This is a genomic window from Pseudomonas sp. BYT-1 (genome assembly GCF_023611805.1).
In the GTDB taxonomy this organism is placed as follows: Bacteria; Pseudomonadota; Gammaproteobacteria; order Pseudomonadales; family Pseudomonadaceae; genus Aquipseudomonas; species Aquipseudomonas guariconensis.
This window is the reverse complement of the sequence record NZ_CP072559.1, coordinates 5,361,714-5,374,936: the sequence shown is the minus strand read 5'-3', so window position 1 is coordinate 5,374,936 and position 13,223 is coordinate 5,361,714. Positions and strand designations below refer to the sequence as shown.

Here is a 13,223-nt window from a genome sequence, read left to right as displayed (position 1 = left end):
GTGGAGGGCGGCGCAAAGTTACGCCGGGTCTTCGTCCGCTTCCAGTAGACGAAGGGCGGTTTCACCCACTTTGCGTACCGCAGCTTCGATCTGGGGCGTGGGCCGCGCGGCGAAGTTCATGCGCAGGCAATGCCGGTACTTGCCCGACGCCGAGAAGATACTGCCGACGGCGATCTGCACCCCCTGCTCCAGTAAAGCGCGATTCAGGCGCAGCGTATCGAAACTTTCCGGCAATTCAACCCACAGCATGAACCCGCCTTGGGGCCGACTGGCGCGCGTGCCGGGCGGAAAGTACCGTGTCACCCAGTCGCTCATCTGGTCGCGGCCGCGTTGGTACTGGCTGCGCATGCGGCGCACGTGGGGCTGATAGTGGCCGGCTTCGATGAAATCGGCGATGGCCAGTTGCGGCTGGCTGGCGGTACTGCCGGTGCTGATGTACTTCATGTGCAGCACGCGCTCCAGGTAGCGTCCGGGCGCCACCCAGCCGACCCGCAGGCCCGGAGCCAGGGTCTTGGAGAAAGAGCTGCACAGCAACACGCGGCCGTCTTCATCGAACGACTTGATGGTCCGCGGCCGCGGGTAGGTGTAGGCCAGGTCGCCGTACACATCGTCTTCGAGAATTGCCACGTCGTAGCGCTGGGCGAGGTTCAGCAGGGCCTTCTTGCGCGCCTCGGGCATGATGTAGCCCAGTGGGTTGTTACAGCTGGGGGTGAGCTGGATGAGCTTGATGGGCCACTGCTCCAGCGCCAGTTCCAAGGCCTCCAGGCTGATGCCGGTGAGTGGATCGGTGGGAATCTCCAGGGCCTTCATGCCCAGGCCTTTGAGGGTCTGCATGGCGCCGTGGAAGCTGGGCGCTTCGACGGCCACGATATCCCCCGGTTCGCACACGGCGCGGATGCTGGTGGACAACGCCTCATGGCAGCCAGTGGTCACCACCAGGTCGGCCGGGCCCAGGCGGCAGCCGGAGTCGAGCATCAGCCGGGCGATCTGCTCGCGCAGGGCCAGGTTGCCATGAATGTTGTCGTAATACAGACCTGGCATGTCCTGGCGCCGACTGAGCTGGGCCAGGCTTCGCAGCAGGGGCTTGAGGGTCGGGCTGTCGATGTCGGGCATGCCGCGACCGAGCTGGATCACGCCTTTTTGCGGCGTGCTGCGCACCAGTTCCAGCACTTGGTCCCACTGCGAAATATCCACCGGACGTTGGGCGGTGCGGCTCATGGCGGGCAGCGCAGGAAGGCTGCGGTCCTCGGCGACGAAATAGCCGGACTTGGGCCGCGGCGAGACCAGGCCGTTGTCTTCGAGCAGACGATAGGCCTGCTGCACTGTGCTCAGGCTGACCCCATGCTCAAGGCTCAGGGCACGCACCGATGGCAGGCGCTGGCCGGGGCGGTACAGGCCTTGTTCGATGCGTGCGCCAAGCAGTTCGGCAAGGTTGAGGTAAAGGGTCACGGCATACTCCTTGGAACCGTCTGCGACTAGGACCGGTACAGATGGGTGGAAAATACGCCATTCAGTCCTGTTTCGGCCAATTCTGTATGGGAATAATAAGCCGGTATTGGATCTGTATTGTCGAGGGCGCGAAACGGCATGCTTTTTCCAGGGTTCGATCAGAGCAGGAGAGCGTGGCGATGGACGGCGTGAGCGACGTACGTTTGCAATTATTGGCTAAAGAACTGGAAGAAGGCCTGCGGCCCAAGGTCTACAACGCCCCGGCCGGGCTGGGACGCTGGGGGTTGATGCTGCACCGCTGGCGCACTCGCCGGGTCTTGTTGCAGTTGGATGATAGCCAACTGAAGGATGTGGGACTGAGCTGGGAGCAGGCTCGCGAAGAAGGGCGTAAACCCTTCTGGAAGGACTAACCGCAATTGTTGTGGGAGCGGGGGTAGCGCCTGGAGTCAGACCAACTCCTTGAGCCGATGCCAGAGCATGCCCAAGGCCAGCAGCGGCGAACGCAGCAGCCTTCCACCGGGGAAGGTGATATGCGGGACCTGGGCGAACAGGTCGAAGCGACCGCTCTGCTGGCCGCTGATGGCCTCACCCAGCAGGCGCCCGGCCAGGTGGGTGGCGTTCACGCCGTGGCCGGAGTACGCCTGGGCGTAATAGACGTTCGGCTGGCTGGCCAGGCGCCCGATCTGCGGCAGGCGGTTGGCGCCGATGCCGATCATGCCGCCCCATTGATAGTCGATGCGCACATCGGCCAGTTGCGCAAATACCTTGAGCATCTTGGGGCGCATGTAGGCGGCGATGTCCTTCGGGTCGCGCCCGGAGTAATGACAGGCTCCGCCGAACAGCAGGCGGTGGTCGGCCGACAGGCGATAGTAGTCCAGCGCCACTCGCTGATCGCAGACCGCCATGTTCTGTGGCAACAGTTGGCGGGCACGTTCCTCGCCCAGTGGCTCGGTGGCAACGATATAGCTACCGGCAGGCAGCACCTTGCCGCCCAGCTCGCGATTCAGGTCGTTGTGGTAGGCATTGCAGCACAGCACCAGGGTGCCGGCGCGCACACGCCCTTTGGCGGTATGGACTTGCACCTGCGAGCCATAGTCGATGCGCGTCACCTCAGACTGTTCGTGCAGCTTCACGCCCAGGCTGGCGGCGACCCGTGCTTCGCCCAAGGCCAGGTTGAGCGGGTGCAGATGGCCCGAACCCATGTCGATCAGTCCGCCCACGTAGCGATCCGAGCCCACCACACTGTGCATGTCCGAGGCCGGTACCAGGCGCAGTTCGTGACGATAACCGAGGCTGCGCAGTTCCTCGGCGTCTTCGGCGAAGCCTTCCAGCTCACCCGGCTTGTTGGCCAGGTCGCAGTAGCCCCAGGTCAGGTCGCAGGCGATGGCATGGCGCTCGACACGCTCGCGGACGATATCCACTGCTTCCAGGCCCATGAGTTTCAAGTTGCGTACGCCTTGCTCGCCGATGATGGGCAGAAATTGCTCCAGACCATGGCCAACGCCGCGGATCAATTGCCCGCCGTTGCGTCCGCTGGCACCCCAGCCGATCTTGCGCGCTTCCAGCAGGATGACGGACAAACCACGCTCGGCCAGCTCAATGGCAGTATTGAGGCCCGAATAGCCGCCGCCGACGATGCACACATCAGCGCTGTGCTCACCTTCGAGCGCCGGGTAGTCGGGGTGCGGCACGCTGCTGGCGGCGTAATAAGAGGCGGCGTGCTGCGCGCTGTGGATCATCTGTCGTTTCCCGGTGCTAAGGCCAAAGGGCGAGGATAAGTCGCAGGTGCAAGGTGGGCAACTGCGAGGCCTGCGCCGTCGTTCGTGGATAAACCGCGCTTACCGGTTCGATGCGCGGGAGCAGATTTGCCTGCGAACAGGCCTATAATTTCCTCACTTTTTCCTGCTGCTTATCTCGCCATGTCCTGCAACAGCCACAAGATCCACTTTTTGCGCGAACTGATTCCATCCTTCGAGTGCGAGCCGGGTTGTCACGACTGCTGCGGCCCGGTCACGACCTCAGCCGAGGAGATGGCACGCCTGCCGCGCAAATCCCGCGCCGAGCAGGACGCCGCGCTCGAGCGCCTCGACTGTGTGCACCTGGGTCCCAATGGCTGCACGGTCTATCAAGAGCGCCCGATGATCTGCCGACTGTTCGGCACCACGCCACGGCTGGCCTGCCCGCGAGGGCGGGGGCCTGAGCAGATGATCGAGCCGCAGGCCGAGGAACTGGTGCATCAGTTCATTGCCGCCACCCGCCAGGTATTGGTCTGAGCCTCACTCCGGAATCGGCAGGCAGAGGCTCTCTTTGACTTCTTCCATCACGATGTAGCTCTTGGACTCGCGCACGTGGGGCAGCTTGAGCAGAATGTCGCCGAGCAGCTTGCGGTAGGAGGCCATCTCCGAAATGCGCGCCTTCACCAGGTAGTCAAAATCGCCGGAAACCAGGTGGCACTCCAGCACGTGAGGCAGCTTGAGCACGGCGCGGCGGAACTCCTCGAAGGTGTCGCCGGACTTGTAGTCCAGGCTGATCTCCACGAACACCAGCAGGCTGCCCTTCAGGTGCTGCGGATTGAGCCGGGCGTTGTAGCCCATGATGATCCCCTCGCGTTCCAGGCGGCGAACCCGCTCGGTGCAAGGGGTAGTGGAAAGGCCGACCTTTTCGCCCAGTTCAGTGAACGAGATACGGCCATCGTTCTGCAGGATACGCAGAATATTGCGGTCGATCTTGTCCAGTTCACGCTTGGTCTGGTGCTGGGTTCTCATAGGGGATGCCCCTCCGTGAAAGGCGATTTTGCCGAGAATTCTCGCCAAATATAGGCTTTTATATAGTGAAATGCACTGGCTATTCCTCCCTATACTGCGCCCAATCCAGCCATTTCAACAAAAGTCTGCGGTGCGCCGCGTGCGAGGAATAAACAATGCGAGTTCTGGTACTTGGTAGCGGTGTGATCGGAACCGCCAGTGCCTACTATCTGGCCCGGCAAGGTTTCGAAGTGACGGTGGTCGACCGCCAGCCAGCGGTGGCCATGGAAACCAGCTTTGCCAACGCAGGCCAGATCTCGCCCGGCTATGCCTCTCCATGGGCTGCCCCAGGTGTGCCGCTCAAGGCCATCAAGTGGCTGCTTGAGCGCCACGCCCCTTTGGCTATCAAGCTCACCGGTGATGTCGACCAGTACCTGTGGATGGCGCAGATGCTGCGCAACTGCACCGCCAACCGCTATGCGGTGAACAAGGAGCGCATGGTGCGTCTGTCCGAGTACAGCCGCGACTGCCTCGATGAACTGCGCGCCGAAACCGGCATTGCCTACGAAAACCGCTCCCTGGGCACCACCCAGCTGTTCCGCACCCAGGCCCAGGTGGACGCTGCCGCCAAGGACATCGCTGTCCTCGAACAATCCGGCGTGCCTTACGAGCTGCTCGACCGCGACGGCATCGCCCGCGTAGAACCTGCCCTGGCCGGCGTGAAGGACATCCTGGCCGGCGCCCTGCGCCTGCCGAACGACCAGACCGGCGACTGCCAACTGTTCACTACCAAGCTCGCCGAGATGGCGGTCAAGCTGGGCGTCGAGTTCCGCTTCGACCAGAACATCCAGCGCCTGGACTTCGCGGGTGACCGCATCAATGGTGTATGGATCGACGGCAAGCTGGAAACGGCCGACCGCTACGTCCTCGCCCTGGGTAGCTATTCTCCGCAGATGCTCAAGCCGCTGGGCATCAAGGCGCCGGTCTACCCGCTCAAGGGCTACTCGCTGACCGTACCGATCACCAACGCGGACATGGCCCCGACCTCGACCATTCTCGACGAAACCTACAAGGTCGCCATCACCCGTTTCGACAACCGCATTCGTGTGGGCGGCATGGCCGAAATCGCAGGCTTCGACCTTTCGCTGAACCCGCGTCGGCGCGAAACCCTGGAGATGATCGTCAACGATCTTTATCCTCGCGGCGGCGACCTGAGCCAGGCCAGCTTCTGGACCGGCCTGCGCCCGGCCACCCCGGACGGGACCCCGATCGTGGGCGCCACCCCGTACCGCAACCTGTTCCTGAACACCGGTCACGGTACCTTGGGCTGGACCATGGCCTGTGGTTCCGGTCGCTTGCTGGCCGACCTGATCGCGCGCAAGAAGCCACAGATCAGCGCCGAAGGCCTCGATATTTCGCGTTACGGCAACAACCAGGAGATTTCCAAGCATGGCAATCCAGCGCCAGCTCACCAATGAGCGCATGAGCCAGATCGTCACCCATAACGGCACTGTCTACTTGGCGGGCCAGGTGGGGGACGATCTGGACGCCGGGATCGAACAGCAGACCCGCGAGGTGCTGGCCAACATCGAGCGCCTGCTGGAGCTGGCCGGCACCGACAAGACCCGTTTGCTCTCGGTGACCATCTACCTCAAGGACATCGACGCGCATTTCCTGGGCATGAACGCGGTGTGGGATCAGTGGCTGCCCCAAGGCGTCGCTCCGGCCCGCGCGACGGTCGAGGCCAAGCTGTGCGAGCCGGAAATCCTCGTCGAGATGTCGGTAGTCGCCGCGCTGCCGTAAACCGTTCCCTCACCCTGGCTCGGCGGGCACTACCCCACGCCTGTCGCGCCAGGGACTTAATTCATAACCAGACTGCCAGAAGGCTGCCGCCATGCGTCCCGCCCGTGCCCTGATCGACCTTCAAGCCCTTCGCCACAATTACCGCCTGGCCCGTGAGCTGTCCGGCGCCAAAGCCCTTGCCGTGATCAAGGCCGATGCCTACGGCCATGGCGCGGTGCGTTGCGCTTTGGCCCTGGAAACCGAGGCCGATGGTTTCGCCGTGGCCTGCATCGAGGAAGCGCTGGAGCTGCGCGCCGCCGGGATCAAAGCCCCGGTGCTGTTGCTCGAAGGTTTCTTCGAGGCGAGCGAGCTGGCGCTGATCGCCGAACATGACCTGTGGTGCGTGGTGCAATCGCTGTGGCAGCTCGAAGCGATCGAGAAGACGCCAGTACACAAGCCATTGACGGTCTGGTTGAAGATGGACACCGGCATGCACCGGGTCGGCCTGCACCCGAAGGATTACCAAGAAAGCTACCAGCGCTTGCTGGCCAGCGGGAAAGTGGCGCGTATCGTGCTGATGAGCCACTTCGCTCGCGCCGACGAACTGGATGTCGACGCCACAGCCCAACAGGTCGCAGTGTTCGAAGCCGCCCGCCAGGGCCTGGCGGCCGAGTGCAGCCTGCGCAATTCGCCTGCGGTGCTGGGCTGGCCCCAGGTGCCGAGCGACTGGGTGCGCCCCGGCATCATGCTGTACGGCGCCACCCCGTTCGAAGTGTCCCAGCCCCAGGCCGAGCGCCTGCAGCCGGTGATGACCTTGCAATCGCGGATCATCAGCGTGCGCGAACTGCCGGCCGGTGAGCCGGTAGGCTACGGCGCCAAGTTCATCACCCCACGCCCGACCCGCGTCGGCGTGGTCGCCATGGGCTATGCCGACGGCTATCCGCGTCAGGCACCGACCGGCACGCCCGTGATGGTCGCCGGCAAACGCACCCAACTGATCGGCCGGGTGTCGATGGACATGCTCTGCGTCGATCTGACCGACGTACCCGAAGCCACGGTCGGCAGTCCGGTGGAATTGTGGGGCAAGCAGGTGCTGGCCAGCGACGTGGCTGCCCAGGCCGGGATGATCCCGTACCAGATCTTCTGCAACCTCAAGCGTGTACCGCTGGACTATATCGGCGAATGAGGCGCTGAAGCGGACAGGCTGCGGGGCGAAGTGTTGTAAATACTGAACGGCGTTGCCATCATATCGTTCACACTTCGCTCCCACCTCGACCGTTTCAGGAGGCTCCAGCTTTGGACGTCGGTGAACGACTGCAAGCCATCCGCAAGCTCAAGGGCCTGTCCCAGCGTGAACTCGCCAAACGCGCGGGCGTCACCAACAGCACCATCTCGATGATCGAGAAGAACAGCGTGAGCCCCTCGATCAGCTCCCTGCGCAAGGTGCTCAGCGGCATCCCCATGTCCATGGTCGAGTTCTTCTCCGTGGAGCTGGCGCCTGAAAGCCCTACCCAGGTCGTCTACAAGGCTCACGAACTGATCGACATCTCCGACGGTGCAGTGACCATGAAGCTGGTGGGCAAATCGCACCCCAACCGGGCGATCGCCTTCCTCAACGAGGTGTATCCGCCCGGGGCCGATACCGGCGAAGAAATGCTCACCCACGACGGCGAAGAGACCGGCATCCTGCTCGAAGGCCGGCTCGAGCTGGTGGTCGGTACCGAGACGTTCATCCTCGAGGCCGGCGACAGCTACTACTTCGAAAGCACCCGTCCACACCGTTTTCGCAACCCCTTCGAAGAGCCTGCCCGGCTGATCAGCGCGGCGACACCCTCGAACTTTTGATCCAGCGCAGTGCATTGTTTCGGCAATACCCCTTTCCCTTGTGGGGTCGTTCCACGGTTTCGGGGTTCCCGCTATACTTTCAAACGCTCGCAGATCCGTGGCCGCGGGCGTGATTAGCCACCATGAGGGTGTTCGCGTGAACCAAATCAAGAAGATGCTGGCCGTACCAGCAGCCGTATTCGCCCTTTGGGCAATGAGCGCAACCGCTGCGACCAACGACGAAATTGCCAAGCGCCTTGAGCCGGTCGGCCAGGTGTGTGTCCAGGGCCAGGAGTGCAAAGGCATGGCAGTGGCTGCTACCGCAGGTGGCGGTGGTGCCAAGACCCCAGATGAAATCATCGCCAAGCATTGCAACGCTTGCCATGGCAGCGGCTTGCTTGGCGCGCCGAAGATCGGCGATACCGCCGCCTGGAAGGAGCGTGCTGACCACCAGGGTGGTCTGGACGGCATCCTGGCCAAGGCCATTACCGGTATCAACGCCATGCCGCCCAAAGGCACCTGTGCCGACTGCTCGGATGACGAGCTCAAGGGCGCCATCAAGAAGATGTCGGGGCTGTAATCCCTGCCTGATTCCCCCAAGCCCGCCTCCCATGGCGGGCTTTGTGTTTCTGGGCTACGAAATGGGGTGGCTTTTTCACGGGTAATAACGGTCCAACCCCTGCGCATGGATGTTCACAGGAGGCCCCATGACCCAATGCTGTTCCCTCGACCAGGCGGTAGAACAGGTCCTGGCCCGTCTACCCGCCCACATCCACATGGGCCTGCCCTTGGGCCTGGGCAAACCTAATGCCTTCGTCAACGCGTTGTATGCCAGGGTGCGCCAGCTACCCGAGCGCCAACTGACGATCTACACCGCTTTGAGCCTCGGGCGGCCGCCGCTTGGCGATGGCTTGCAACGTCGTTTTCTGGAGCCCTTCGTCGAGCGGGTTTTTGCCGATTATGAAGAGCTCGACTACCTCGCCGACCTGCGCAACGACAGCCTGCCCGGCAACATCCGCGTCGAGCAGTTCTTCCTGCAGCCTGGCAGCCTGCTGCACAGCGAGAGCGCCCAGCAGGACTATGTCAGCAGCAACTACACCCATGCGGCGCGGGACATCAACGCCAAGGGCCTGAACCTGATCGCCCAGTTGGTAGCCGCCACGCCCGAGCGCCCCGATCACCTGAGCCTTGCCTGTAACCCGGACATCACCCTCGACCTGTTGCCGATGATCGCCCGTCGTCGCGCCGCCGGTGAGACCATCCTGCTGCTCGGCCAGGTGCACACCGAGCTGCCCTACATGCCTGCAGGGGCCGAACTTGGCCGGGAAGCCTTCGACCTGTTGATCGACGAGCCTGAGCGGCGCCGGTTGTTTTGTACCCCGAACATGCCGGTCACCACCCAGGACCACTGCATTGGGCTTCACGCCAGTGCCCTGGTGCGCGATGGCGGTACCCTGCAGATCGGCATCGGCGCCATGGGCGATGCGGTGACCGCGGCCTTGTTGGCGCGCCAGGGTGACAACGCCGGCTACCGGGCACTGCTCGATGCTCTGGACCTCACGCCCTGGCAGGGATTGATCGAGCGCGAGGGTGGGCGCGATGCCTTTGCCCAGGGGCTGTATGGCTGCAGCGAGATGTTCGTCAACGGTTTGCTGGTGCTGGCCGAGGCGGGGGTAGTACGGCGCCCGGCCGACGAGGACGGGGCTTTGGTGCACGGCGGATTCTTCCTGGGCCCCGAGGCGTTCTACCGGCGTCTGCGGGAGATGCCTCTTGAGCAACGCGACCGTTTCGTCATGACCGCGATCAGCTACATCAACGAGCTGTACGGGCAGGAGTCGCTCAAGCGTCGCCAGCGCCGCGACGCTCGTTTCATCAACACAGCATTCGGCATGACCTTGCTCGGTGCCGGCGTGGCCGACCAGCTTGAGGATGGACGGGTGCTCAGCGGGGTAGGCGGGCAATACAACTTTGTCGCGCAAGCGCATGCCCTGGAGGGCGGGCGCTCCCTGCTGCTCCTGCGCAGCTGGCGCGAGTCCGGGGGCGAGGTGACTTCCAACCTGTTCTGGAACTACGGTCACTGCACCATTCCCCGGCATCTGCGGGACATCGTGGTGACCGAATACGGTATCGCCGATCTGCGTGGACAGACCGATAGCGAAGTCATCGCCAGGTTGCTGGCGATCAGCGATTCACGTTTCCAGCAGCCGTTGATGGAGCAGGCGAAGGCGGCGGGCAAGCTGCCCAAAGGCTTCACGCTGGCCACGCGCTTTACCGACAACACGCCCGAGCGACTGGAGGCGATACGCGAGCGGCATGCGCGGCTGTTCCCGGAGTATCCATTGGGGTGTGATTTCACGGCCGAGGAGCGGGATTTGCTTCGGGCACTCAACTGGCTCAAGAGCAAATTCAAATTGAGTGAAGTGCTGGCGTTGGGCAAGGCAGCGCTGGATGCGCCCGCGCCCGAGGCCTATCCGGCGCAGTTGGCGCGGATGGGGTTGGCGCAGCCGCAGGGGCTTAAGGAAGAGCTGTACCAGCGATTGCTGCTGGCAGGGTTGGCCGCCACCCGGAGGTAGCAGGGGCCGCAAGGCGGCCCCAGGAGGCATCAGTCGATGAACGTGACCACGCCGCCTTCGAGCGACTTGACCCGAGCCAGCGACTCGACGCGGTAGCCCTGGCTGTCCAGTTCGGCGCGGCCGCCCTGGAACGATTTTTCGATCACGATGCCCAGGCCCGCAACGGTGGCACCGGCCTGCTTGATGATCGAGATCAGCGCCTGGGATGCCTTGCCGTTGGCCAGGAAGTCATCGATCACCAGCACGCGGTCGCTGCTGTTGAGGTGACGCGGCGAGATGGCCACGGTGTTCTCGGTCTGCTTGGTGAAGGAGTACACCGAGGCGGTCAGCAGGTTCTCGGTCAGGGTCAGCGACTGGTGCTTGCGGGCGAAGATCACCGGCACGCGCAGCTTCAGGCCGGTCATCACCGCCGGGGCTATCCCTGAGGCTTCGATGGTGACGATCTTGGTCACACCGGAGTCGGCGAACAAACGGGCGAACTCGTCACCGATCAGCTGCATCAGCGCCGGATCGATCTGGTGGTTGAGAAACGCGTCGACTTTGAGAACCTGATCGGAAAGCACGATGCCTTCTTCGCGAATCTTCTGCTTCAGTGCTTCCACTGTGGTATTCCTCGATGTAGCAAAGGTGGCCACGGACCAGGCCGCGGCAAAGGTTGAATAATAAGGGTTGATCAGCGTCTGAGCATGGCCCGGATGTCGGCCAGCGCATTGTTGCCGCGCGCGGCCTTCACTTCGACAGGCGCGTCGTCCAGGCCCTCCCAGGCCAGGTCGTCCGGCGGCAGTTCGTCCAGGAACCGGCTGGGGGTGCAGTCGATGATTTCGCCGTACTGCTTGCGCTTGGCGGCAAAGGTGAAGGCCAGGGTCTGGCGGGCGCGAGTAATGCCCACGTAGGCCAGACGCCGCTCTTCCTCGATGGTGTCGGCCTCGATGCTGGAGCGGTGCGGAAGGATTTCCTCCTCCATGCCCATGATGAACACGTAAGGGAATTCCAGGCCCTTGGAGGCGTGCAAGGTCATCATCTGCACACCTTCGGCGTTCTCTTCCTCTTCCTGCTGGCGCTCGAGCATGTCGCGCAGCACCAGCTTGCCGATGGCGTCCTCGATGGTCATGTCACCCTCTTCGTCCTTCTCGAGGGTGTTCTTCAAGGCATCGATCAGGAACCAGACGTTGCTGATACGGAACTCCGCCGCCTTGTCGCTGGCGGTGTTCTGGCGGATCCAGTTCTCGTAGTCGATGTCGCGGATCATGTCGTGCAGGGCCGCGATCGGGTCTTCCAGGGCCACGCGCTGGCGCACCCCGTCGAGCCAGTGCTTGAAGCGCTGCAGGCGCTCGGTGTAACGGGCATCCAGGTGCTCGCCCAGGCCCAGCTCCTCGCTGGCAGCGTACATCGACACGCCACGCTCGGTGGCGTAGTTGCCGAGTTTTTCCAGGGTGGTGGAGCCGATTTCCCGGCGCGGCACATTGATCACGCGTAGGTAGGCGTTGTCGTCGTCCGGGTTTACCAGCAGGCGCAGGTAGGCCATGAGGTCCTTGACCTCCTGGCGTCCGAAGAAGCTGTTGCCGCCGGAAAGGCGGTACGGCACCTGGTGGTGCTGGAGCTTGAGCTCGATCAGCTTGGCCTGGTAGTTACCCCGGTAGAGGATGGCGAAGTCGCTGTAGGGCCGGTTGGTGCGCAGGTGCAAGGTGAGGATTTCCATGGCCACGCGCTCGGCCTCGGCTTCCTCGTTCTTGCAGCGGATCACACGGATCTCGTCACCCACGCCCATCTCGCTCCACAGCTGCTTCTCGAAAGCATGTGGGTTGTTGGCGATCAGCACGTTGGCGCAGCGCAGGATGCGGCTGGTGGAGCGGTAGTTCTGCTCCAGCATCACCACTTTCAGGGAGGGGTAGTCCTCCTTGAGCAACATGAGGTTTTCAGGACGTGCGCCCCGCCAGGCGTAGATCGACTGGTCGTCGTCGCCCACCACGGTGAACTGGTTGCGCATCCCGATCAGCATTTTCACCAGCAGGTACTGGCTGGCGTTGGTGTCTTGGTATTCGTCCACCAGCAGGTAGCGCACACGGTTCTGCCAACGTTCGAGTACATCCTTGTGTTCTTCGAACAGCTTCACCGGCAGCAGGATCAGGTCGTCGAAGTCCACTGCATTGAACGCCTTGAGCGTACGCTGGTAGTGGGTGTAGACGATGGCGGCGGTCTGCTCGCGGGGATTGCGGGCTTTTTCCAGGGCCTCGGCGGGCAGGATCAGGTCGTTCTTCCAGGCACCGATCATGTTCTTGATCTCGTCGATGCCGTCGTCGCCTGAGTATTCCTTTTGCATGATGTCCGACAGCAAGGCCTTGATGTCGGTCTCGTCGAAGATCGAGAAGCCCGGCTTGTAGCCCAGGCGCTCATGCTCCTTGCGGATGATGTTCAGCCCCAGGTTGTGGAAGGTGCACACGGTCAAGCCGCGGCCTTCACCTGGACGCAGGAGGGTGCCGACCCGCTCCTTCATCTCGCGCGCAGCCTTGTTGGTGAAGGTCATGGCCACGATGTACTGGGCACGGATGCCGCAGTTCTGGATGAGGTGGGCGATCTTGCGTGTGATCACGCTGGTCTTGCCGGAGCCTGCACCGGCGAGCACCAATAGAGGGCCGCCGACGTAGTCACAGGCTTCTTGTTGCCGGGGATTGAGTCGGGACATGCTAGAAACCGGGGGTCACCAGAAAATAGCCGCGCATTCTAGCAGGCATGGGGCGGTTGTGGCGTTACCGTCTGACAGTGTGATGCAAGGCGCGAATCGGATTTGCCGCTTTTGTTACTTTCGCGCAGGATGCACGACAAAATGCGTCGGGATACTGGCTATGGAGTG

Annotated in this window: 13 protein-coding genes; 8 read left to right on the top strand and 5 right to left on the bottom strand. The window is 63.0% G+C overall.

Features of this window, described 5'->3' with window-relative positions:
* Positions 1-18 precede the first annotated feature (18 nt).
* Positions 19-1,449: an aminotransferase-like domain-containing protein gene (locus tag J5X93_RS25220; RefSeq protein WP_043212999.1), complete on the bottom strand. Its 1,431-nt coding sequence runs from the start codon at positions 1,447-1,449 to the stop codon at positions 19-21.
* A 179-nt stretch (positions 1,450-1,628) separates the two neighbouring features.
* Between J5X93_RS25220 and J5X93_RS25215 the strand changes: the two genes are divergently transcribed.
* The gene (locus J5X93_RS25215; RefSeq protein ID WP_043213001.1) at positions 1,629-1,859 is read left to right on the top strand and encodes a DUF1127 domain-containing protein; all 231 of its coding nucleotides are present in this window, start codon (positions 1,629-1,631) and stop codon (positions 1,857-1,859) included.
* 36 nt (positions 1,860-1,895) lie between these two features.
* Here the strand turns inward: J5X93_RS25215 and J5X93_RS25210 are convergent, their stop codons facing one another.
* Complete coding sequence (locus J5X93_RS25210) at positions 1,896-3,188, bottom strand: NAD(P)/FAD-dependent oxidoreductase (protein WP_250034207.1); 1,293 nt, start codon at positions 3,186-3,188, stop codon at positions 1,896-1,898.
* Positions 3,189-3,368: 180 nt separating this feature from the next.
* Here J5X93_RS25210 and J5X93_RS25205 point away from each other — a divergent pair, with 180 nt between their 5' ends.
* Complete coding sequence (locus J5X93_RS25205; RefSeq protein ID WP_182942012.1) at positions 3,369-3,722, top strand: YkgJ family cysteine cluster protein; 354 nt, start codon at positions 3,369-3,371, stop codon at positions 3,720-3,722.
* A 3-nt stretch (positions 3,723-3,725) separates the two neighbouring features.
* Here the strand turns inward: J5X93_RS25205 and J5X93_RS25200 are convergent, their stop codons facing one another.
* Positions 3,726-4,214 (bottom strand): Lrp/AsnC ligand binding domain-containing protein, encoded by a 489-nt coding sequence (locus tag J5X93_RS25200; protein WP_043213006.1) that lies wholly within the window; start codon positions 4,212-4,214, stop codon positions 3,726-3,728.
* 155 nt (positions 4,215-4,369) lie between these two features.
* On the opposite strand from J5X93_RS25200, the gene dadA reads away from it, so the two are divergent.
* The 6 genes from dadA (at position 4,370) to J5X93_RS25170 (ending at position 10,372) form a co-directional block, all read left to right on the top strand.
* Entirely contained in the window at positions 4,370-5,671 is a 1,302-nt protein-coding gene (dadA, locus tag J5X93_RS25195) for a D-amino acid dehydrogenase (RefSeq protein ID WP_043213007.1), read from the top strand.
* Positions 5,643-5,996 (top strand): RidA family protein, encoded by a 354-nt coding sequence (locus J5X93_RS25190; RefSeq protein ID WP_043213010.1) that lies wholly within the window; start codon positions 5,643-5,645, stop codon positions 5,994-5,996. The genes dadA and J5X93_RS25190 overlap by 29 nt, the downstream gene beginning before the upstream one ends.
* Before the next feature lie 91 nt (positions 5,997-6,087).
* Positions 6,088-7,161, top strand: coding sequence for an alanine racemase (alr, locus tag J5X93_RS25185; protein ID WP_043213012.1), 1,074 nt, complete (start codon positions 6,088-6,090; stop codon positions 7,159-7,161).
* Positions 7,162-7,271: 110 nt separating this feature from the next.
* Complete coding sequence (locus tag J5X93_RS25180) at positions 7,272-7,820, top strand: cupin domain-containing protein (protein ID WP_043213014.1); 549 nt, start codon at positions 7,272-7,274, stop codon at positions 7,818-7,820.
* 154 nt (positions 7,821-7,974) lie between these two features.
* Positions 7,975-8,379, top strand: coding sequence for a c-type cytochrome (locus J5X93_RS25175; RefSeq protein ID WP_043213033.1), 405 nt, complete (start codon positions 7,975-7,977; stop codon positions 8,377-8,379).
* Positions 8,380-8,506: 127 nt separating this feature from the next.
* Positions 8,507-10,372: an acetyl-CoA hydrolase/transferase C-terminal domain-containing protein gene (locus tag J5X93_RS25170; RefSeq protein ID WP_182816773.1), complete on the top strand. Its 1,866-nt coding sequence runs from the start codon at positions 8,507-8,509 to the stop codon at positions 10,370-10,372.
* 29 nt (positions 10,373-10,401) lie between these two features.
* Here the strand turns inward: J5X93_RS25170 and xpt are convergent, their stop codons facing one another.
* Positions 10,402-10,974 carry a xanthine phosphoribosyltransferase gene (gene xpt / locus J5X93_RS25165; protein WP_250034205.1) on the bottom strand — a complete coding sequence of 191 codons (573 nt, stop codon included), beginning with the start codon at positions 10,972-10,974 and terminating at the stop codon, positions 10,402-10,404.
* Positions 10,975-11,045: 71 nt separating this feature from the next.
* Complete coding sequence (gene rep, locus J5X93_RS25160; protein WP_043213020.1) at positions 11,046-13,055, bottom strand: DNA helicase Rep; 2,010 nt, start codon at positions 13,053-13,055, stop codon at positions 11,046-11,048.
* Between the last annotated feature and the right edge of the window lie 168 nt (positions 13,056-13,223).

What these genes read in the sequence shown, in the direction of transcription:
- J5X93_RS25215 (WP_043213001.1), top strand. Translation starts at nt 1,629, where the DNA reads ATGGACGGCGTGAGCGACGTACGTTTGCAATTATTGGCTAAAGAACTG.
- J5X93_RS25210 (WP_250034207.1), bottom strand. Translation starts at nt 3,188, where the DNA reads ATGATCCACAGCGCGCAGCACGCCGCCTCTTATTACGCCGCCAGCAGC.
- J5X93_RS25205 (WP_182942012.1), top strand. Translation starts at nt 3,369, where the DNA reads ATGTCCTGCAACAGCCACAAGATCCACTTTTTGCGCGAACTGATTCCA.
- J5X93_RS25200 (WP_043213006.1), bottom strand. Translation starts at nt 4,214, where the DNA reads ATGAGAACCCAGCACCAGACCAAGCGTGAACTGGACAAGATCGACCGC.
- dadA (WP_043213007.1), top strand. Translation starts at nt 4,370, where the DNA reads ATGCGAGTTCTGGTACTTGGTAGCGGTGTGATCGGAACCGCCAGTGCC.
- J5X93_RS25190 (WP_043213010.1), top strand. Translation starts at nt 5,643, where the DNA reads ATGGCAATCCAGCGCCAGCTCACCAATGAGCGCATGAGCCAGATCGTC.
- alr (WP_043213012.1), top strand. Translation starts at nt 6,088, where the DNA reads ATGCGTCCCGCCCGTGCCCTGATCGACCTTCAAGCCCTTCGCCACAAT.
- J5X93_RS25175 (WP_043213033.1), top strand. Translation starts at nt 7,975, where the DNA reads ATGCTGGCCGTACCAGCAGCCGTATTCGCCCTTTGGGCAATGAGCGCA.
- J5X93_RS25170 (WP_182816773.1), top strand. Translation starts at nt 8,507, where the DNA reads ATGACCCAATGCTGTTCCCTCGACCAGGCGGTAGAACAGGTCCTGGCC.
- rep (WP_043213020.1), bottom strand. Translation starts at nt 13,055, where the DNA reads ATGTCCCGACTCAATCCCCGGCAACAAGAAGCCTGTGACTACGTCGGC.